Raw genomic sequence first — 19,257 nt, 5'->3', positions numbered from 1 at the left:
GCCGCTGCGACGCCACCGCGATGCGCCCCGACATCTCCGCGAACAGGCAGATGCCGACGACCCCCACTCTCCTCGACCAGCCGCAGCCGTCGCGCGATCTCCTCCAGCTCACGCCCGGCCGCGGCGGGGTCGCGAAGGCCGTCCCTCCTGACGTGGGTGAGCAGGTCCTGGGCCTTCTCCTCCGCCTCGGAGGTCAGGTCCGTGACCTCGGCGCGCAGCCGGTCCGCCCCGCCGACCGCCAGCCGCGTCAGCTCCACCGTGGACGCCGCCGCCTCCGCGGTCGCCGCGGCCTTCAGCTCGTAGTCCCGCTCGCCCCAGGCCGGCGCCACGCACCCGCTCAGCGCGACCATCATCGCCGCGGCCGCGACGGCCCGGCGCCTCACACCCGTCCCCGCGACAGGAAGTACGCGAGCACCCCGAGCATCGCGATTAGCTGCCCCCACGCCAGCAGCAGCACCAGCCCCTCATCCAGCACGTTTTTCCGCCTGCCCCGGGAGCAAGCAGGCATGCACCTCGCCGAAATGTCACCCTCACCTGGTACACCTGGACCCATGGGCGTCACCATCGACGAGTTCCTCGACATCCTGGACAGACTCCCCGAGGTCCAGCAGGTCCCCGGCGGCGACTGGACAGCGCTGAAGGTCCGCGGCAAGGGCTTCGGCTACCTGTGGGAACGCACCGAGACCGTCGGCTTGAAGGCCACCATCGACGAGCAGATCGCCCTCGTCGCCGAACGCCCCGACGTCTTCGAGAAGCAGTTCACCACCGACCGCTTCGGCTGGGTCGTCGTCCACCTCACCAAGATCGCCCCCGACGAGCTCACCGAGCTCGTCACCGAAGCCTGGTACCTCACCGCCCCCAAGTCCCTGGCGGACACCTACGAGTTCCCCGCTCCCTGAGTCAGTTGCCCGGACGAGCCCTGACGGTGGCAAGGCTTACCGTACGGACTGGAGGCTCGGGCACCTCGGTGAGCTGCCGGACGAACTCGTTGTCGAGCTCCTGCTTGCGCGCCCAGAGGTCCTCCGGACCCTCGTCAGTGATGAGCCTGCAGATCTCATGGAGGGGCCCGAGTTCAGGCCGGGGTTGCGGCACGTTCTCGAACTCGGGCAGAACCACATCCTCTTCTGTTCGTTCTGGGCCGACCAATTGCGCCACGGGGAGCGGGGTCACGTTACCGGCGCGGCGGTGAAGTGCGCGGGTCCGCAGGATGTACACCTCCCACGCGGACAGCATCTTGAGCCGGAGCACGCCGACCAACTCGTCGCGGAGCGTCCGCATGTCGCTCCACGCCGACTCGTATCTCCTGATCAGCCGGTCCGCCCGCCGCGCCTGCCAGTGATACGCCATCCGCCGCATAGCGAGCCGACGACGCGCGACACCGGCGCGTTCCGCCACGGGATCATCCGCAGCGATCTTCGTCACGATCGCTCCGATGGAAAGCATCAATATGAGCATCACGACCGACGGAAGCGGATACCCGTCCTCAGGCGGTGTGGGGTTCAACGCCCGCAGCGCGGCCCATATCGCGACCACTGCCAGCACGAAACCGACGAACACGATCGGCAGCGACCACCAGATCAGACGGAGCAGCCGCCCCCCACCCCGGCCGACGGCATAGCGGGCGCGTGTCAGGAACCCGGCACTCTCAGGAAGCGACGGCGCCGGTCGGAACGCCCGCTCTCGCCACGCGTGAAGGGGCGAGAGAAGGAGCACACTGCTCAGCGCAAGCACGACCGCCAGCACCACACCGGGGACAAGTGGCACAAACGTCTCCCACAATCCGCCGTGCCGGCCGGTCTCGGCATCACCCGTGTAGGAGGTCAGGTAGCGGAAAACCTGAGTGAAGTACCAGACGTCGAAAGCACCCACCACGACGATGACCGGCCAGCGGATGGCGCGCAACCAGAATGGCCGTCTGCCACCGAGGGCGGCCCTGGCGGTCGCGGCGCGGTACTCGGACGCGGCTTCGGCCACCTTTTCGGCACGTAATCGCACTCTCATCATGGCGAGGTGCCGGTGGGCACGACCGTGCGCGTCCATGGCCGCGTGCCGGCGCTCGGCGAGCCGTAGATCGCCGCGCACGGCGTCGTATCCCGAGTGCACCGCGGCGAGCAACGAGCGCATCTCCGTGTTGTCGATCTCGGTGGGCATGCGCTCGTCCGCCTCTTGTGCCGCCGTGACGGCATCGCGTAGACCGCAGGCACACCCATGGGCGCATGGTGGGACAGGCCCCTCAGCGGGGAGCCGGGGAGAAGGATGACTCATCAGATCCTCGATCAGGTTTGGGCAGACGAGAAGTCACACGATCAGTGGTAGACGACGATCTCTACGCGGCGATTACAGGCCATGGCGCGCAGGTCAGGGACGCCGTTCCGGTACTGCGGTTCGCAGCGGGGCTTACGCTCACCGAAACCGATCGCCGTCAGCTTGCGTACACCTCTGGTTCTGAGAGCGGACACCACAGCCTTGGCCCGCGCGGTCGACAAGACTTGGTTGTGATCTGGTGTGCCCTGGGCGTCTGTGTGGCCGCGCACCACGATCTTCCGATAATCGAAACCGTCGATATACGCCATCATCTTGTCGATAGCGTCCTGCGCCCGGACGGCCAGACGTGCGGAGTCGACATCGAACAGCACCGACTCAGGGGCGGTGATCACCGCTGGGTTCACTCCCCTGTCGATTTTGACGCTGGGCATCTCCACCGCGGGATCGGCGGGGGGCCGCACGTCCGGGCCGACTTCGCTCTGGTCCGGTGCCTGCGATCTCGGAGGCACGCACCGCGCGCCCGTCGCCGCGCACAATCGTGACCAGAGTTCCACCAGCCAGACCCGATGCGGTGTGCGCACATCCGGCCACCCGGACGCGGGCTTACCTATGCCGATCAGGCGGACCTGGACGTCCTTGCCGAGACGCGGGATCTCCGGACCGCACGCCCGCACGATGCCCGAGATCGCGCTGTGGTCGCCGATGGGGGCGGCCCGCAGGTCGGCGCATCCAGTGTTGCCGAGGCCGTCCGTGGCGATGACGATCTGCTTGTCGCCCTCGGCACCGCCGAGTTCGTTACCGGCCTCCGACAGCGCGCGAAGGATGTCCGTCCCTGCCCTTGCCGGTGCGATGTCGAACGCCTTTCGTAGTTCCTTCTCGAGGCACTCAGGGACCTTTTCGGCGTCGTACTGGCTCCGGTATTCGTTGGCGCTGGCTCCAGGAGTCACCTTCTTGCCACTCCATTCGACGTCGCCACCGAAAACGCCCCACCGCACCAGCGTCTTCTTGTCGCGCGGCAGCGACGGGCCGACCAACCCCGCCCAGTCCTGTCTGCGCCGCGTTCCCGCCCCCATCGAGACGGCCGAAGCGGAGTTGTCCGCCAGGATCACGAGCATGTGCCGCTGCTCCGCCTCGTCCTTCGGCTTCGTGAGGAGTTCCCCGCACCGGCTCCTGCCAGCCGTGTTCCCCCCGGCGTGGTCCGGCCCGAGGAAGGTCGAACAGCCGCCCAGCGTCAGGACCGCCACCCCGGCACTGAGGATCCGCACCGCCATCGTCCCCGTGCTCATGGCGTTTCCTCCGCGTTCGGCGCCGTCCCGAAGAGGGAGTCAGGACCCGGCGTCGGCAGAGGCAGCCCCAGCAGTTCGTACGTCCGCCTCAAGGCCGAATCGCTGGCGACCGCGAACTCAAGCAGATCCAGCCGGTCGTGTCCCGACGCTACCTGTGCGACGGTCCCGACCAGCCCTCGCGCCTCCTCGCGCCTGTCCTCGCGCATGCTGAAGAGCAATTTGAAAGCGAGATCAGGCTGCTGGGCGAGGCTCACCGCGTACGGCGTCTCCCACTCGGCGAGTCCGGCCGTGATGAAGTCCCGCCAGACGATCCGGAGATCGCCGAGGCGCCGGGCGGCGAGTTCGCTCAGGTCGTAACGAGCCTCTTGCTTGAGCTGGTTCTCGACGAACGGACGCTGCAGATCACGGATCACCGGGTCCATCTGCACTCGTACACGCGGGGTGCAGTTGAGCACCACGCCGTCCTCGTCCGGTGTGGCCGCGAGTTCGCCGTTCACGGCCCGGAGGATCGCCGCGGCGACCGGTCCTTCCGCTTCATCCGGCCGGAACGGCAGGAAACCGCGTGCCACGGGGCGCGCGGCTGCTTTCAACTCCGCCAGCACACCGGGGACACGAGCGGTGATCTTCGTTCTCAACGTCTCGTCGGAGAGCGTGCCCGTCGCGCACCAGCACATCTCGACGTTCACCGTGAGTTCGTAGACATCCCCACGCGCGGGTGTCGTGAACGTCTTCTCCACCGTGTGGTGAACCGTGCGGCGCGTGTCGAGTGCCGGTGGCGGCGCCGACAGGTCGGCCGGGACGTAGGAGCGGCCTCGCAAGGCGGCCCAAACACGTGAAAACCATTGCCGGGCCCCTCGGCGTGGACGCGAGGGATCCGGGGCGGACAAAGACATGAGAGTTCCCTTCTTGTATTAGTCGGCGATCATGGACTCGATCGGCGGCAGAGAGTCAGCGGAGTGACGAGGGCACGACGCTCAGCCGGCGCCCTTGGCGGAACTCCCAGAAATCGATGTGGAACCGTAGGCTGCGCACCCGCGCCGCGTCGGCCGGGGAATCTCCGGCGGCGATGTCGCTGAGCAGCCGGCGCACCGATGCTTGGGCTGCCGTCACGGATCGGTCGGCGGGCGAACCCGCTTCGTCCAGCGCCGCCGGCACGACGGTCATCCGGTCCTCGATCTCGGGCGACGAGCGCCCGGCTGACTCGGCGAGCAGCACCAGGCGCCGCAGCGCCTCCCACGCTCCCACCCGCTGATGCTCGGGAAGCAGCGCGTTGCGCCAGAGCTGAGCCACATCACCGCGGAAACCGTGCCGCTCCTCGGCGATCTCCATGAGCAGTGGCCGGTACGGGAGTTCTCCTCGCTCCCTACTCAGGCGGACCAGGCATTCCGCTGCGCATCGCCGCCAGCGCCACAAAGACAGGCGCGTCCAGGTAGCCAGCTCACGGATCACCTGTTCATGGGCGCCGGCCAAGAACATGTCGAGGATGGCCTTTTGCACGATATTGGCCAGCTCACGCTCGGCCCGGTCGGCGCCGCTCCGCTGTCCATCGGCAGCGGACAAACGGCCACCGGCGATCCGGCGCATCGCCTGAAGCGCCGACTCGGGGTACTCCGCGCCGAGGAATGTCCCGTACGTCGCCACGCCCGCTGCCTGGAGACTCGCCTGCTGGCTGCGCACCCAGTCGCGGACCATACTCTGCACCCGGCGGGCGAATCGGCCATCATCAGCCAGTGCGAGGGCCTCAAGCGCCCAGGCGACCGCTTGACGGGTGCGGAACCTCCCGTCCCTCGCCCATTCCTTGAGCACCTCTCTCTTGATCACCTCGAAGTCGTACGTGGCGAGCTTCGCCATCGCTTGTGCCGCCTTGACCCGCACCTGCACGTCGGGATGGACAGCCAGTTTCTTCAGCCAATCCAGAAGTACGTCACGCATTCCTACGTGGTCTTGCCACGCCGTCTCCAAGACCTTCGCGACCAAGCGCGGATGGACGAGATGCACGGTTCTTCCGGCGCCCGCGCCGGTGCTGCGGACCACCACCGAACCGGACCATTCACCGATCGGCTTGTCGAACCGGCCGGTCGAGTCGTCACCATCCGACTGGTCGTCCGCCGCCTGGAGCTTGGCGAACCTCAGTCTCTCCCTGGCCACGGTCCCGACGGTCAACCCGTCGAGCACGGCACACGTCACGAGGAAGGTTCGCGAACCCTTGCCCGCCAATTCCTGGCGGATCCGTTCCTCCAGCGCTGGGAGGTCGCGATGCGCCAGCACGGCATCAGCGTCATGGCCGTTGTCACAGCCGTCGGCCAGGTCCCCCGCGAGGGCCGCGGCCTCGTACGGCGACCTGCATCGATGCGACTCAAGCTGGACAGCGGGATGCGCGAGCAGCGCGCTCACTTGGTCCGGCCGTAGTCGTACGGACAGATGCCGCTCCAGCACCTCCACGGGCCGCGGCGGAATATGCCTTACCAGGTTGTCGGCACCCATGGAGGTGGTCTCCGCCGGGGTATCTGCGACGACGACCAAGACGCTGCGCCGCTCGGCCAAGGTCCGCGCGGTCGCGTTGAGCCAGGCGAGTCCGGGTGCCGCCTCACCACCGTCCAGGAGGAACACCAGGCCACCGTCCTTCGGCACCGCGGCGTCATCGAACGACGCGAGCGGACCTTCCATGACGTGCACCCGCCCGTCGAGTCCACCGCCGTCCGGCGCTACCCACGCGGCCACCGCAGCCAGCGCCGTGGTGGTTCTCCCGGTGTCCGGCGACCCGAGCAGGGTCTGGGCCGGATCGTCGGCGAACCCGTCCAGCAGTGCCCGGTAGGAGGAGGACTGCGCGAACGTGCTACGCAACTTGCCCATAATCCGGGTGGGCAGGGGAGCCGCACGGGAACGGCGTGATCCCTCCCCCTGGAGGAACAGCATGTATTTGGCTTGGTAGGCGCGTGCCTGGTCACCCGCCATCAAGGTGGTGAACGCCGGACCGTCTCCCTTCGCCCAGGATTCCCCGAACATTCTCCGGAAGCCCGCGACCCTGGTGTCCAGGGCGACCTGCTCGCTGTCTTCGCGTTCCTTCTCCGCCAGGTGGGCCTCGTCGGGATCGCTGTCCTGTAGTGGCGGGTCCTCGTCGTCATCCTCGGTGGGCGGTGGCCGCTTGTCTCTCCCGTCGCGATCCGTCGTCCCCTCCTGCCTGGGCTCGTCTGCCGGAGGGTTCGCTGGGTCCCCGGTGCCTTGTGAAGCATCGAGGTCCCAAGGAGGCGGATCCGTCTGCCCCTCTCCCGCTCCCGGCGTCTCCTCGGCGGTCACTCGTCCTCCACGACCCTGTGGAAAACCTGCTTGTACCCGGCCTGGTAGATGTGGCTGTGCGTACCGGACTGGAGATTGTTGAATACGGGGCTGTATTTCTCGCCGTCCGGCTCCGGCTCATCCGCCGCCGGGCCTCTCTCCGGCGAGTCCGCCCGCTGCCCCCGGTTCTGTTCTTGCCACTTCTCGTGCGTGTGTTTCTCTTCCTCGGCCTCCGGCTTTTCTTCAGTGAACGGGAAACGGGTGTCGGCCATGGGAACGTCCTTCGCAAGGTCGAGATCGGGATTGTGGTCCATGACGCGATCACGCAGGTTCTGCAGCTCCTCTTTGGGAGGGACCCCCAATTCCTTCAGCGCCCTGGCCGTGAGCCGGTATGCCTCCAAGGCGTCGGTCTGCCTTCCGTCGCGGTAGAGGGCGAGCATCAGCAGGATGGCGAGGTCTTCGTCCGCGCGCCCATCGGCGTCGTGCAACGTGATGAGTTCGGGGAGTACCTGGGCGTGCCGACCGAGCCGCAGTTCGGCCCGCAGGCAGCCGATGATGGCGTCGCGGTGCGCCATCTGCAGGCTGTGGCGGTGATTGTCTATGGATCGACAGGCCGGAAGGCCCGCCAACGGCTGAGGCTTCAGGCGGCCGGGACGCATTCCCCATTCACCGAGCGCCGCCCGCCACAGCCGGACCGCCTCGGCGTCGTGCTTCCCGTCGTACTGCCGCGCCTCGGCGTCCTTGTCCCGGAACCGGAGCACGTCGACCTGCCGCCGGTCCACAGCGAGGCGGTAGCCGCCGCCGGCCCTCGGCACCGGGTCTTCCCCACGGGGCATTGCGGACGCCAGAGAACGGCGCAGCGAGCTCGCCAGCGTGTTGAGACGATCCTCCGGTTCAGCCGGCATCGCGTCTTCGTCCCACAGCCCGGACTTCAGTAACTCCCGTGTCAGCGGGTGCCCCTCCGCGAGAGCCAGAAGGGCCAGGAGCTGGCGAACCTGAGGCCGTACGAGATTAACCTCCTCTGTTTCCATGTAGACCTTCACGTCACGTAGCAGGTGTATCCGTAGCATTTCTTCCTTCCTGAGGTAGTGACTTCTCCTACGGAACCCGTGCAGAACATGGACCGCCGCCTGTTCCACGGAGAGAAAAACAAAAGGATATGAGCCATCGGCCGGACGGTCTTCATAAAGGTGATCGCGATTCTATTTCCACGTCGGCGGAATCACCGCCGCGGGAAAAAGAAAGGGTTGTCCGCATGGGTGACTTCGCGATCGAGAAGGCCGGATTTCGCAGCGCGTGCAACGGCGGCAGCTGCGTCGAGGTGGCGATCGGCACCGTCGTCTCGGTGCGCAGTTCGATGGCCCGCGGCCGGGTCGTGGTTTTCACGCGTGACGAGTGGGCCGACTTCGTCAAGGGGGTGAAGGCCGGACTCTTCGACATCAAGTAGTGCGTCCAGGGGGCGCCGCGGCCGTCCGTCCGCGGCGCTCCCGCCCCTAGGCGTGCCGCTCCGGTGCTCATGAGCCGATCTCCCCGAACTCGTCCGCGATCCCGGCGAGAAGCCTCCTGGCGTCGTCCCCGAAGACGGCCATCCGCCGCAGCAGGGACCACTGCGTGCGGTAAAGAGACACGCTTTCCTGGTCCTGCAACGTAAGTGGGCCGTGGATGGCCTCCACCGTCACGATCGCGTCTCCGGCATCGTCGGTGGACGGAGCGTGGCCTTCCTCTCCCGTCTCCTCGAAAAGCACGAACGGGTGGGTGATACTGACGACCGCCTCGACCGCGTGCGGGATGAGCCCCATCGAGATGTTGGACAGCGTGCTGATCGACGCCAGGCGGTCAAGCTGGGCCCGCAGGAGCCGCGGCGGCCCAGGCCGCCACCGAAGCGCCGCCTCGGTGATGAGGAACTCGAATCCCCGGTTCTCCTCGTAGAGGGCAAGCTGCCGGTCGAGCCGACCAGCGACCGCCGCCGGGATGTCCGATTCATCGTAGGGCGGCTGGAAAAGAGTGAGCACCCGTCGTGCGTACTCGGCGGTCTGCAGGAGGCCGGGCACCATAGAGGACTGAAAGGTGAGAATCCGCCGGGCCTGACTTTCCATCTCCTGTATCTCGTCCTGATTGTGCGGGCGCCCCTGCAGCAGCGTCCGCCAGGTGTAGACCTCCGTGAAGGCCGCCTCGGTGAGCGCCGCCAGCACCTCCCGGGCTTCGACGGAAGCGCGCACGGCCTCGGCCCAGTCTGCGACCTGGGGAGCCGTCGGGAGTGCGCGTCGCGGGCGAGGGTCAGGTGCTCGCGGGAGGGGACGCCGGGAGGGTAGGGGGGCCAGGAGTTGATGGTGGCCATGAGGTCCCAGTAGCGGGTGGCGCGGGGGTCGGCGGCGCGTTCCAGGGTTTCCAGCAGGGAGTCGTCGTGGGGTGACGGGCCAAGGATGGTGGTCAGGACGGCGGCGGCTTCGGGGGAGGTGGGGGCGACGCCGTTCCGGTGGGCGGCGGTGGCGTGGTGGATGAGGCGGCGGGTGGGGTTCTCCTCGGTCTTGTCGCGGGCGCGGGCGATCTGTTCGGCGAGGGCGCGGAAGTCGCGGCGGAAGTCCGGGTCCCGCACGAGGGTGGCGAGTTCGATCCAGGCGTCGACCTGTTCGGGGGTGGGGGTGTCGGGGAGGTCGGGGGTGCCGAGGCGCAGGCGGTTGTGGATGCCGGGGGTGGTGTCGAGGCCGGCGAGGATCTCGGTCAGGAAGTCGTCGATGATCTTTCTGCGCTGCTCGGCGGACAGTCTGGCCAGTTCGCTCATCAGGGTGATCTCCTCGGTGGTCGATCCGCGGTGGGCGACGGTGGACAACACGGCGCGGCGCAGCCGCAGTGCGCGGATGTGCGTGTCGAGGGCCTCGACGTGGGCGGCGGCGACCTCGGCGAGGGTGGTCTCGCGCGAGAGCACGCGGCGGACGTCGTCCAAACCGAGGCCGAGGTCGCGCAGAGTGGCGACCAGTTCCAGCCGGGCGACGGACTCGGTGTCGTACAGCCGCCATCCCCTGGCGGTGCGGGCGGCCGGGGTGATGGCGCCGGTGTCCGACCAGAAGCGGATGGTGCGGACCGGCAGGCCGGTGCGCCGGGACAGGCCGCCGATGGTGAACAGCGTGCCACTGTCGTCCTTCATGGCCGGAAGTCTCGCTGTTCCAGCGGCTGGAGATGCAAGCCCTGGCCCGGGTGATCGCCGTAGCCGCCCTCGACGCGACGTCTCGCTGTTCCAGCGGCGGGAGATGCAAGGGCCACCCGGCGGTCCACGTGAGTGGATTCACGTTAAAGCTCGGTTAACGCCCTTACCCCCTCATATGCCGCAGGCCATACCATTCCTCTGCGTGGCCGCCGCGTCCGCGCCTGGCCGTCCCCAACCACCGAGGAGCACTGAGAATGGGGCCGATCGACCACCGCCGGTGGCTCGGGAAGGCGCTGCGTGCGCCGGTGTGGCTGTACCGGCACGGGCTCGGCTGGACGCTCGGTGAGCGTGTCCTCTACCTCGTCACGCGGGGGCGTGTCACCGGTCTCGCCAGGGAGACCGCCCTCGGGGTGCTCCACCTCGACCGGACCGAGGGCACGGTGTACGTGGTCGGCCACGGGAGCGAGTGGTACCGCCACCTCCAGGAGGGCCCCGCGCTGGAGATCAGGCTCGGCAGGCGCCGGCTGCCCAGGCCCGCGCACCGGTTCCTCACCCCCGAGGAGTGCCGGTCGCTGCTGGTGCGCCACCGCGACACCCACCCGTGGGCGTGGCGCGGACTCGCCCCGCTCGGCCGCCTGCCACGCGACCCCTCCGACCCGGCGCAGTTGCGTGGGGTGCACGCCGTCGCCTTCCACCCGGCCTACTCCTGATCGGTGCGGGCCCGCGGCGAACAACGAGAAACGGTGCATATGCCACAGCACGCCGCCGGCCCGCCCTGTGAGGACGACTTCGAGGCCGTCACCTCCGCGGTGCTCGGGGCCTCGCGCCTGCTGGTCGCCATCTCCGCGCGTTCGCTGGCGGCCGCCGAGGACCGGGTCACCCTGCCGCAGTTCCGCATGCTTCTCGTCATCCGGCAGGGCGAGACCAAGCTCGTCACCCTGGCCGAGCGGCTGGAGGTGAACCCCTCCACCGCGTTGCGCATGGTGGACCGCCTCACCGCCGCCGGGCTGGTCAGCCGCGAGGTGAACCCGAGCAACCGCAGGGAGACCCTGCTGCGCCTGACCGCCGAGGGCCGCCGCGTGGTGGAGGACGTCACCACCCGGCGCCGCACGGAGATCGCCACCATCGTGGCCAGGATGCCGGCCTGCCAGCGTCAGGCGTTGATCACGGCCATGCGCGCCTTCAACGAGGCCGGCGGCGAGCCTCCCCCGGGCGCCGTCCCGCTCGGCTGGCCGGACGCTCCCCCCGCCTGAGCCCTGGCGCGGCGACCGGCCCATCCGCCCGGTAGCGTTTGTGGGGGACGGGCCCCGGCACAGCGTGGGGCACGTCGGCATTCGGGCGAGAGATGGGTTGCAGGATCATGAGCAAGGCGTCCCGGCAGGCCGCACGTGATCGCCTGCGTGAGGAGCGGCTCCGGCAGGAGCAGCAGGACAAGCGCCGCCGCGTGCTGCTGATCGGCCTCGTGGTCGCCGTGGTGATCGCCGTGGTGGCCGGCGGGGTGGTCTACTCGCTGAACCGCGCCGAGCCCAGCACGTACGCCGGCGGCCTCGCCCCCGTCACCGTCGATCCCGCGCAGGCCACGGTCACCATGGCGAAGCCGGGCGTCAGCACGCCGGTGCTCGAGGTCTACGAGGACTTCCAGTGCCCCATCTGCAAGGAGTTCGAGCACACCAGCGCCGGCGTCATCAAGGAGTTCGCCGCGCAGGGCAAGATCAAGGTCGTCTACCACCTGCTCGCGTTCGTGAACCCCGAGGGCTCGCTGCGTGCCGCCGCCGCGTCGATGTGCGTGCCCGGGGAGTCCTGGATGCGCTTCCACGACGAGGTCTTCGCCAAGCAGCCGGACGAGCGGACCGCGCTGACCATCGCCGACATGAAGGGCTTCGCGAAGAACGTCGGGATCACCGACTCGGCGGTGCTGTCCTGCATGGACTCCCAGCAGCACGCCGCGGCGGTCCGGCAGCACACCGACGCGACGTTCGGCAAGGGCGAGGTGAAGGGCACACCCGCGCTGGTGCTCGACGGCAAGCAGCTCTCGACCGGCGAGACCCTGTCCGCCGACGGCCTGCGCCACGCGCTGACCACCGCCACCAAGGGCTGACCCGGTCAGCGCAGGGTCGGCATGCCGGCGGCCAGCGCGGTGAGCGCGCGGGTCAGCGTCGGCAGGAAGGGCGGGCAGGCCGCCGCGATGTCGGGATCCTCGGCGTAGAGCCGGGCCAGCACGGGCGAGGGGTTGGCCGCCGGGTAGAGGGCTCCGGCCAGCGCGGCGGCGGCCCCGGCCAGCTCGCCGCCCTCGCTCGCGCTGAGACCGGCGCCGGTCGCGGCGATCGCCGCGCCGACGTCGTCCACGACGGCCAGCACGGACCGTTTGAAGGCGCGGGCCGCCTCCAGGGAGACGTTGTGCTCCAGGCTGAGCGGGGCGTGCCCGATCAGGTCGCAGAGCAGCGGGCGCGCCTCCAGCGTCTCGCCCAGCGCGGCGACGACTCCGGGCATGGCGGACACCTGGCGGAGCCGGGCGACGAGCTCGTCACGCCAGCCGCGCCACTCCTCGGCGGCCAGCTCCAGGTAGATCTCCTCACGTGTCCCGAAATAACGGATCACGTTGGACTTGGCCAGCCCGACGGCGACCGCGACGCCGCCGAGGGTCACGTCGCGCACCCCGTGCCGCACGGCGAGCTCGCGGGCCGCGTCGAGGATGGCCTGCCGCCGCTGGCGCTTCTGCTCCGGCCGCCTGGCCCGGACGAACGGTGCGTGCTCCATCTCCCCGCAAGCATACGACTCCGGCGGGGTGTCCTCCCAGTTAAAAGAACGTCGTTCTCTTGTTAAGGAGACAGTGTTCTGTTAGCGTCCCCGTCGGGAGGCACAAAGACCGCCGATGGAGGAAACGTGGTCGAGGTACGCATACAGGTCAACGGCGTCGCCACGACGCTCGACCTGCAACCCCAGGTCAGCCTGCTCGACGCGTTGCGCGAGCATCTCGGCCTGACCGGCACCAAGAAGGGCTGCGACCAGGGGGCCTGTGGCGCCTGCACGGTCCTGGCGGACGGCGAGCGGATCAACTCCTGCCTGGCGCTCGCCGTGCAGTACACCGGCCGCGAGATCACCACCGTCGAAGGGCTCGCCGCCGGGGAGAACGCCCGGCCGCTGCGCGAGGCGTTCATCGAGCACGACGGCTTCCAGTGCGGTTACTGCACCTCGGGCCAGCTCTGCTCGGCCGTGGGCATGCTCGCCGAGCACGCCGCCGGCGCGCCGAGCGCGGTCACCGAGCACCTCGCGGCCGGCCCCGGCGAGCTGTCGGAGGCCGAGATCCGCGAACGCATGAGCGGCAACCTGTGCCGGTGCGGCGCCTACAACGGCATCGTCACCGCGATCCGCCAGGTCGCCACGGCGGAGGCGGTCCGATGAGGACGTTCGACTACGTCAGCGCCCCGGACGTCGCGACGGCCCTGCGTGAGGTGGCCGGGCGGCCGAACGCGCGGTTCCTCGGCGGCGGCACCAACCTCGTCGACCTCATGCGCGAGGGCGTCGAACGGCCGGACACCGTGATCGACATCACCCGTCTGCCGCTGGCGGAGGTCGAGGAGCTGCCCGGCGGGGGCCTGCGGATCGGCGCGCTGGTCCGCAACAGCCACCTCGCCGCGCACCCCGCGGTGCGGGCCCGCTACCCCGTGCTGGCCCAGGCGATCCTGAGCGGCGCCTCGGCGCAGCTGCGCAACATGGCCACGGTCGGCGGCAACCTGCTCCAGCGCACCCGCTGCATGTACTTCTACGACGAGGCCGCCGCCTGCGGGCGCCGCGACCCCGGCGCCGGGTGCGACGCGATCGGCGGGTTCACCCGGGGCCACGCCGTGCTCGGCACCAGCGAGCACTGCATCGCCACCCACCCTTCTGACATGTGCGTCGCCCTCGCCATGCTGGACGCCACCGTGGAACTGGAGAGCGTGCGCGGCACCCGCCGTGTGCCGCTCGGCGACTTCCACCGGCTGCCCGGGGACACCCCGCACATCGAGACGGTCCGGGCGGACGACGAGCTGATCACCGCGGTCGAGCTGCCGCCGCTGCCCATCGCGGCCGTCTCCCGCTACCGCAAGGTGCGCGACCGCGCGTCGTACGCGTTCGCCTTGGTCTCGGTGGCCGCCGCCCTGGACGTGCGGGACGGCGCGGTGGCCGGGGCGCGGCTCGCCCTCGGCGGGGTGGCCGCCAAGCCGTGGCGTGCGCACGAGGCCGAGCGGGTGCTCACCGGGGCACCCGCCACCGAGGAGACGTTCCGGCGGGCGGCCGAGGCGGAGCTCGCCCCCGCGTCCGGCGACCCCCACAACACGTTCAAGATCGAGCTGGCCCGCCGCACCGTCGTCGCGACGCTCCAGCGGCTGCTCGCCGAGGGGAGCGCGGCATGACCCAGACCGAGATCCGCCCGGCCCCGCCCGCACCGGCGGAAGGCTACGTCGGCAGGCCGGTGGACCGGGTGGACGGCACGGTCAAGACCACCGGCGCCGCCCTGTACTCCGCCGAGTACCCCTACCCGGGCATCACGCACGGCGCGCTGGTGCACGCCACGATCACCCGGGGCCGGATCACCCGCATCGACACCGAGCGGGCCGCCGCCGTGCCCGGCGTGCTGACCGTGCTCACCCATCTGAACGCCCCGGTGCTGAAGCCGGCGCCGAAGCGAAGCCCCATGAACCTCAGCTCGATGGTGTCGGGCACCTCGGTGTCCTACCTCAACACCGACGAGGTGCACTGGAACGGCCAGCCGGTGGCGATGGTGGTCGCGGAGACCATCGGCGCGGCACGCCAGGCCGCCGTCCTGGTCGAGGTGGCCTACGACGAGTTCCCCGCCACGGTGGACTTCGCCGCGGCCGAGCCGGACGCCGTCGTGCAGAAAAGCGACCTGCTGATGAGCGGCGAGGGCAGGAAGGGTGACGCGGAGGCCGCGCTCGCCGCCGCCCCGGTGTCGCTGGACCTGCGTTTCACCACGCCGCCGCATGCCCACAACGCCATCGAGCCGCACGCCACGACGGCGGCGTGGGACGGCGACCGGCTGACCGTGCACGACGGGACGCAGGGCATCGCCTGGGCGCAGGCGCATCTGGCGTTGCGGTTCGGCATTCCGGTCGCGAACGTGCGGGTGGTCGCGCCCCACGTCGGCGGCGGCTTCGGCGGCAAGGCGTCGCTCTGGGCGGGCACGCTCCTGACCGCGATGGCGGCCCGCGCCACCGGCCGCCCGGTGCGCATGATGCTCACCCGCGAGGGCGTGTACCGCACGGTCGGCGGGCGCACCCCGTCGGCGCAGCGGGTCGCGCTCGGCGCCCGCCCCGACGGGAGTCTGACCTCGCTGATCCACACCAGCGTGACCCTGACCGGGCGGGTGGGCGGCGGCCCCGAGCAGGTGACGGCCCAGTCGCGGCACCTGTACGACGCGGAGAACATCCTGGTCAGGCAGAGCCTCGTCGAGATGGACATGGTCTCCAACGCGACCATGCGGGCACCGGGCGAGTCGATCGGCACCTTCGCGCTCGAGGCGGCGATGGACGAGCTCGCGTACGGGCTGGGCATGGACCCGATCGAGCTGCGCATGCGGAACGAACCGGCGCGGAACCCGATGGACGGCAAGAGGTTCTCCCACCGCATGCTCCGCGAGGCGTACGCGCTCGGCGCGGAGAAGTTCGGCTGGTCCGGCCGCACCCCCGAGCCGGGGTCCATGCGGGACGGCCGGTGGCTGGTCGGCATGGGCGTCGCCACGGCGTACCACCCCGCGTGGCTGTTCTGGGGGAACATCATGGTGCGGCTCTCCGCGGACGGCACGGTGCTGGTGCGGTGCGGCTTCCAGGAGATGGGCATGGGCGGCGCCACCGCGCACGCGCAGATCGCCGCGGACGCGCTCGGCGTGCCGCTCGGCGCGGTGCGGGTCGAGTACGGCGACTCCACCCTGCCCACCGCGCCGCCCGCCGGCGGGTCGGGGCAGACCGCCTCCGTGGCCGCGGCGCTGCTGGACGCGGCCGACAAGCTGAAGCGGTCGCTGCTCGCCATGGCCAAGCGGTCGCCGTCCTCGCCGCTGCGGGGAGTGCGCCCGGGTGACGTCGTGGCACGGGACGGCGGGCTGCACCCGGTGGACGGCACCGGGGAGACGTACGCGGCGATCCTGGCCCGCGCGGGCCGGGACCACGCCGAGGCCGCCGTGGGGTCGGAGAGCCGCGCCGGTCAGGTGAGCGGCCAGCTCAGGTTCATGGCCCGGTTCCTGCGCGACCGGCGGCGGTTCGTGCGGGCCGCGTCCGGCGCGCAGTTCTGCGAGGTGCGGGTCGACCCGGACACCGGCGAGGTGCGGGTGACGCGCTGGGTCGGGGTGTTCGACGTCGGCCGGGTGATCAACGCCAAGACGGTGGCCAGCCAGTTGCGCGGCGGCATCGTGATGGGCATCGGCATGGCGCTGTCGGAGGCCACGCTGGTCGACCCGCGCACCGGGCGGATCATGAACCCCAGCCTGTCCGAGTACCACATCCCGGTGCACGCCGACATCCCCGCCATCGACGTGCACTGGCTGGACATCCCCGACCCCACCATGCCGCTCGGCCTGCTCGGCGTCGGCGAGGTCGGCATCACCGGCGTCGCCGCCGCGGTCGCCAACGCGGTCCACCACGCCACCGGCAGGCGCGTGCGCGACCTGCCGATCACGCTCGACAAGCTGCTGTAGACCGCGGCGGCAGCCGGGCACGCCGCCGGAGGGCCCGCACCGCGCCGGGGCGCCGTCAGCCGCGGTGCAGGCGCCAGCCCGCGCCGCCGGTGGCGGTGCCCGCGCCGCCGGGGTGGACGGCGAAGGCACGCAGTTCCATGGTGTGGCGGCCCTCGGGGCCCGGCAGCCACAGGTCGGCCGGGGCGGGGAGCATCTCGCTGACCGTCACCGGGCCGGCGCTGCGGGAGACGTGCCGGTGGAACAGCTCCACGAGGTGGCGGCTGGTGAAGTCCAGCAGCAACGGCTTCGGCTCCTCGGGCGTGCGGTAGTACACCTGCTCGGGCATGCCGGACCTGGCCCGCCACCCCCGCGCGGCGCGCAGCAGGGCCCACCCGCCGAGCGCGGTGTCCCAGGGCAGGCCGGGCACCTGCCAGCGTTCGCGCTGGTAGACGACGCCGCCGACGGTGATCCTCGGGGTGTGCTCCGGCAGGGCGATCGGGTGGTCCTCCACGGCGGGCAGGGTGAACGGCGCGAACGGGTCGAAGCCGGGGGCGCGGCGCAACTGCGGGTGCAGCAGCAGCGGGCCGTCGTCGTCGTACAGCGTCACGCCGCCGCCGTCCCTGCGCACGCGCAGCGCGGCGGCGGGCACGGCGCCGGGGCCGGGCAGGTGGGGGCGCAGCTCGACCAAGGTGTCGGCAAGCCGGTACGGGAAGATCTTGGTGCCTCGCCCGATGAGCACCTGGCCGACCCGCACCCCGGCGTCCGCGAACACCTTGGCCAGCAGCGCGGCCACGCGGTCCGGGTCGCCCGCCTCGCGGCGGAAGTGGTCGGTCGGGAACACCGACAACAGCGCGGGCGCGTGCCCCTCGCCCACCACGAGCAGGAACCGGCCCTCGGCCAGCTCGCCGGCTCCGCCGGCCGCGAGCAGCAGGTCCACCGAGGTGAACGACGGGTGGCCGGTGTCGTCGATCTCGCCGAGCGCGGCGGCCGACACCGCGGCCAGCCGCTCCGGGTCCAGCTCCACGTGCGGCGCGTCGCCGCGGCCGTCCAGCAGCCCGCGCAGCGACCGCTCGAAGCGCGCGAACGCCGTCCGGCCGTCGTCCTCCGGCGCGGCGCCCGTGGCCGAGCGCAGGTAGCGGAACAGGGGGACGTCGCCGTCCGGCGCGAGGGCGTCGAGGACGTGCCGGGCCTGCCGCCGCTGGTCGTGCCCCCGCAGCAGGGCCGCGGTCCGCCACAACTCCAGCACGGGCACGAGGCCGTCCCCGACGCGCCGGGCCACCGCGCCGCCGAGCTCGAACCGCGCGAGGTCGCCCCGGCACTCCTCGAACACCAAGGTCCGGTCGGCGTACATCGTGCCCGCGCCGCGCCGCGCGGCCTCCCCGGACAGCTCCTCGTACCGCTCCTCCAGCCGCCGCAGCGCCCCCATCGCCGCGGTCCGCGGCACGGCGGCGCACGCGGCCACGAGGCCGGCCAGCTCCTCCGCCGTGGCCCGCCACTCCTGTACGGCCCGCGCCGCGTCGTCGTCCACAGCCTGTGGACAACTGTCGAGCCACGCCGCGACCGCGTCGAGCGGGTGCGCGGTGTCGGGGGCGGCGGGCGGCGCGAAGGACAGCAGGCGGCGGTGGACCAGCGCCGCGACCCGCTCCGCGACGGACGGCCACGGCTCCCCCAGATCGGCCGCGAGGTCCCGCACGCTCCGGGTGCCGTCGGCGGCCTCGACCAGCCGGGTGTCGTCCGCGGACAACGTCACGGCGCGCCCGGTGCCGGTGTGCACCGCGCGGCCGTCCGCCACCCGGTGGGCCACCGAACGGCGGGGCCGCAGATGGGGACGCATCCGCGGGTCTGCCTGGACGGCGGCGGTGAGCGCGTCGGCGAGCCGTGCGGCGGCGAACACCGTGCGGGTGACGAGCGACGGGTCGCGCTCCATCCGCACCGGGGCGGGCAGCGCCGGGTCCAGGCGGCCGTAGTTGACCGGACCGAAGTGGCTGTTGGTCTCGTTCTTGGCGGCGAGGCGTTGCAGGTAGGCGGCCAGGCGCCGCTCCACCTGCCGCGCGTCCTTCGCCGACCCGGCGGCGTACTTGCCGAGGCTGTCGTGGAAGGCCGGGCTGAGCAGCAGGATCGCGTCGCGCAGGCGCGGGTCGGCGGCCCTGGCCCGCAGCCGTTCCCCGCACAGGGCCAGCTCGGCCGGGTGCGCGGCCTCGGCCCGCTCGGCCAGCGCTGCCGTCACCGCGAGCAGCCGGTTCCACTCGCGCAGCAGCCCGGCGAGCCCGTCGCCTGGCGCGAGCTCGGGCGCGGACACCGGGCACCAGCGTCCCACCGCCGCCCGCTGCTTGCTGAGCAGCCGTCCCGCCGCCCGGTCTCCCCCCGCGGCGCGCACCGCCGCGGGGAACGCGTCACGCAGCAGCGTCTCGCGGTGCTCGCCGGCGGCGTGCTCCGCGGCCAGCACGGCGTCCACGTCCGCCGCCGTCGCGGGCAGGCTCAGCTCCTCGACGATCTCGTAGGGGAACCCGGTCGTGCGCACCACCACATGGTCGTGCAGCGACCAGGTCGCGGGGCGTGCGGGCAGGGCGGCATGGGTCATGTTCGCTGGACCTCTTCACGGCTACGGGGTTTTCTGG

At 71.1% G+C, this 19,257-nt stretch carries 17 protein-coding genes and 1 pseudogene; 9 read left to right on the top strand and 9 right to left on the bottom strand.

Features of this window, described 5'->3' with window-relative positions; all coding sequences use genetic code 11:
* Window positions 1-156 precede the first annotated feature (156 nt).
* Complete coding sequence (locus tag ABGB17_RS16650) at window positions 157-303, top strand: hypothetical protein (RefSeq protein WP_347630338.1); 147 nt, start codon at window positions 157-159, stop codon at window positions 301-303.
* Window positions 304-551: 248 nt separating this feature from the next.
* Window positions 552-899, top strand: coding sequence for an MmcQ/YjbR family DNA-binding protein (locus ABGB17_RS16645; RefSeq protein WP_347630336.1), 348 nt, complete (start codon window positions 552-554; stop codon window positions 897-899).
* A 1-nt stretch (window position 900) separates the two neighbouring features.
* Here the strand turns inward: ABGB17_RS16645 and ABGB17_RS16640 are convergent, their stop codons facing one another.
* The 5 genes from ABGB17_RS16640 to ABGB17_RS16620 form a co-directional block, all read right to left on the bottom strand.
* On the bottom strand, window positions 901-2,151 hold the full coding sequence (locus ABGB17_RS16640) for a hypothetical protein (RefSeq protein WP_347630334.1): 1,251 nt from the start codon (window positions 2,149-2,151) through the stop codon (window positions 901-903).
* A 155-nt stretch (window positions 2,152-2,306) separates the two neighbouring features.
* Window positions 2,307-3,551, bottom strand: a complete 1,245-nt coding sequence (locus ABGB17_RS16635) for an OmpA family protein (protein ID WP_347630332.1) — start codon at window positions 3,549-3,551, stop codon at window positions 2,307-2,309.
* Window positions 3,548-4,288, bottom strand: a complete 741-nt coding sequence (locus ABGB17_RS16630) for a hypothetical protein (RefSeq protein ID WP_347630330.1) — start codon at window positions 4,286-4,288, stop codon at window positions 3,548-3,550. The genes ABGB17_RS16635 and ABGB17_RS16630 overlap by 4 nt, the downstream gene beginning before the upstream one ends.
* Window positions 4,289-4,499: 211 nt before the next feature.
* Entirely contained in the window at window positions 4,500-6,848 is a 2,349-nt protein-coding gene (locus ABGB17_RS16625; protein ID WP_347630328.1) for a hypothetical protein, read from the bottom strand.
* Window positions 6,845-7,870, bottom strand: a complete 1,026-nt coding sequence (locus ABGB17_RS16620; protein WP_347630326.1) for an AfsR/SARP family transcriptional regulator — start codon at window positions 7,868-7,870, stop codon at window positions 6,845-6,847. The genes ABGB17_RS16625 and ABGB17_RS16620 overlap by 4 nt, the downstream gene beginning before the upstream one ends.
* A gap of 212 nt (window positions 7,871-8,082) precedes the next feature.
* Between ABGB17_RS16620 and ABGB17_RS16615 the strand changes: the two genes are divergently transcribed.
* Window positions 8,083-8,274 (top strand): DUF397 domain-containing protein, encoded by a 192-nt coding sequence (locus tag ABGB17_RS16615; RefSeq protein WP_347630324.1) that lies wholly within the window; start codon window positions 8,083-8,085, stop codon window positions 8,272-8,274.
* A gap of 67 nt (window positions 8,275-8,341) precedes the next feature.
* Here ABGB17_RS16615 and ABGB17_RS16610 read toward each other — a convergent pair whose 3' ends face one another.
* Window positions 8,342-9,046 (bottom strand): DUF5753 domain-containing protein, encoded by a 705-nt coding sequence (locus ABGB17_RS16610; RefSeq protein WP_347630322.1) that lies wholly within the window; start codon window positions 9,044-9,046, stop codon window positions 8,342-8,344.
* Window positions 9,047-9,801: 755 nt separating this feature from the next.
* Window positions 9,802-9,972 (bottom strand): annotated as a pseudogene (locus tag ABGB17_RS16605) (MerR family transcriptional regulator); the annotation flags it as partial.
* 254 nt (window positions 9,973-10,226) lie between these two features.
* Here ABGB17_RS16605 and ABGB17_RS16600 point away from each other — a divergent pair.
* From ABGB17_RS16600 to ABGB17_RS16590, 3 genes are all read left to right on the top strand, one after another.
* Complete coding sequence (locus ABGB17_RS16600; protein WP_347630320.1) at window positions 10,227-10,682, top strand: nitroreductase/quinone reductase family protein; 456 nt, start codon at window positions 10,227-10,229, stop codon at window positions 10,680-10,682.
* Window positions 10,683-10,721: 39 nt separating this feature from the next.
* On the top strand, window positions 10,722-11,225 hold the full coding sequence (locus ABGB17_RS16595; RefSeq protein WP_347630481.1) for a MarR family transcriptional regulator: 504 nt from the start codon (window positions 10,722-10,724) through the stop codon (window positions 11,223-11,225).
* Window positions 11,226-11,332: 107 nt separating this feature from the next.
* The gene (locus ABGB17_RS16590; protein WP_347630318.1) at window positions 11,333-12,070 is read left to right on the top strand and encodes a thioredoxin domain-containing protein; all 738 of its coding nucleotides are present in this window, start codon (window positions 11,333-11,335) and stop codon (window positions 12,068-12,070) included.
* Between the two features lie 5 nt (window positions 12,071-12,075).
* Here ABGB17_RS16590 and ABGB17_RS16585 read toward each other — a convergent pair whose 3' ends face one another.
* Window positions 12,076-12,729, bottom strand: a complete 654-nt coding sequence (locus ABGB17_RS16585) for a TetR family transcriptional regulator (protein ID WP_347630316.1) — start codon at window positions 12,727-12,729, stop codon at window positions 12,076-12,078.
* Between the two features lie 126 nt (window positions 12,730-12,855).
* Between ABGB17_RS16585 and ABGB17_RS16580 the strand changes: the two genes are divergently transcribed.
* The 3 genes from ABGB17_RS16580 to ABGB17_RS16570 are packed head-to-tail and all read left to right on the top strand — an operon-like array spanning window position 12,856 to window position 16,660.
* The gene (locus ABGB17_RS16580; RefSeq protein ID WP_347630314.1) at window positions 12,856-13,374 is read left to right on the top strand and encodes a 2Fe-2S iron-sulfur cluster-binding protein; all 519 of its coding nucleotides are present in this window, start codon (window positions 12,856-12,858) and stop codon (window positions 13,372-13,374) included.
* Window positions 13,371-14,366: a xanthine dehydrogenase family protein subunit M gene (locus ABGB17_RS16575; protein ID WP_347630312.1), complete on the top strand. Its 996-nt coding sequence runs from the start codon at window positions 13,371-13,373 to the stop codon at window positions 14,364-14,366. The genes ABGB17_RS16580 and ABGB17_RS16575 overlap by 4 nt, the downstream gene beginning before the upstream one ends.
* Complete coding sequence (locus tag ABGB17_RS16570) at window positions 14,363-16,660, top strand: xanthine dehydrogenase family protein molybdopterin-binding subunit (protein WP_347630310.1); 2,298 nt, start codon at window positions 14,363-14,365, stop codon at window positions 16,658-16,660. The genes ABGB17_RS16575 and ABGB17_RS16570 overlap by 4 nt, the downstream gene beginning before the upstream one ends.
* Window positions 16,661-16,715: 55 nt before the next feature.
* Here ABGB17_RS16570 and ABGB17_RS16565 read toward each other — a convergent pair whose 3' ends face one another.
* A complete protein-coding gene (locus ABGB17_RS16565) occupies window positions 16,716-19,220 on the bottom strand; it encodes a hypothetical protein (RefSeq protein WP_347630308.1) in 2,505 nt (834 codons plus the stop codon).
* Window positions 19,221-19,257: the final 37 nt, after the last annotated feature.

It is taken from the genome of Sphaerisporangium sp. B11E5, assembly GCF_039871875.1.
In the GTDB taxonomy this organism is placed as follows: Bacteria; Actinomycetota; Actinomycetes; order Streptosporangiales; family Streptosporangiaceae; genus Sphaerisporangium.
The sequence above is the reverse complement of the archived record's forward strand: the minus strand, read 5'-3'. Positions and strand labels throughout refer to the sequence as shown.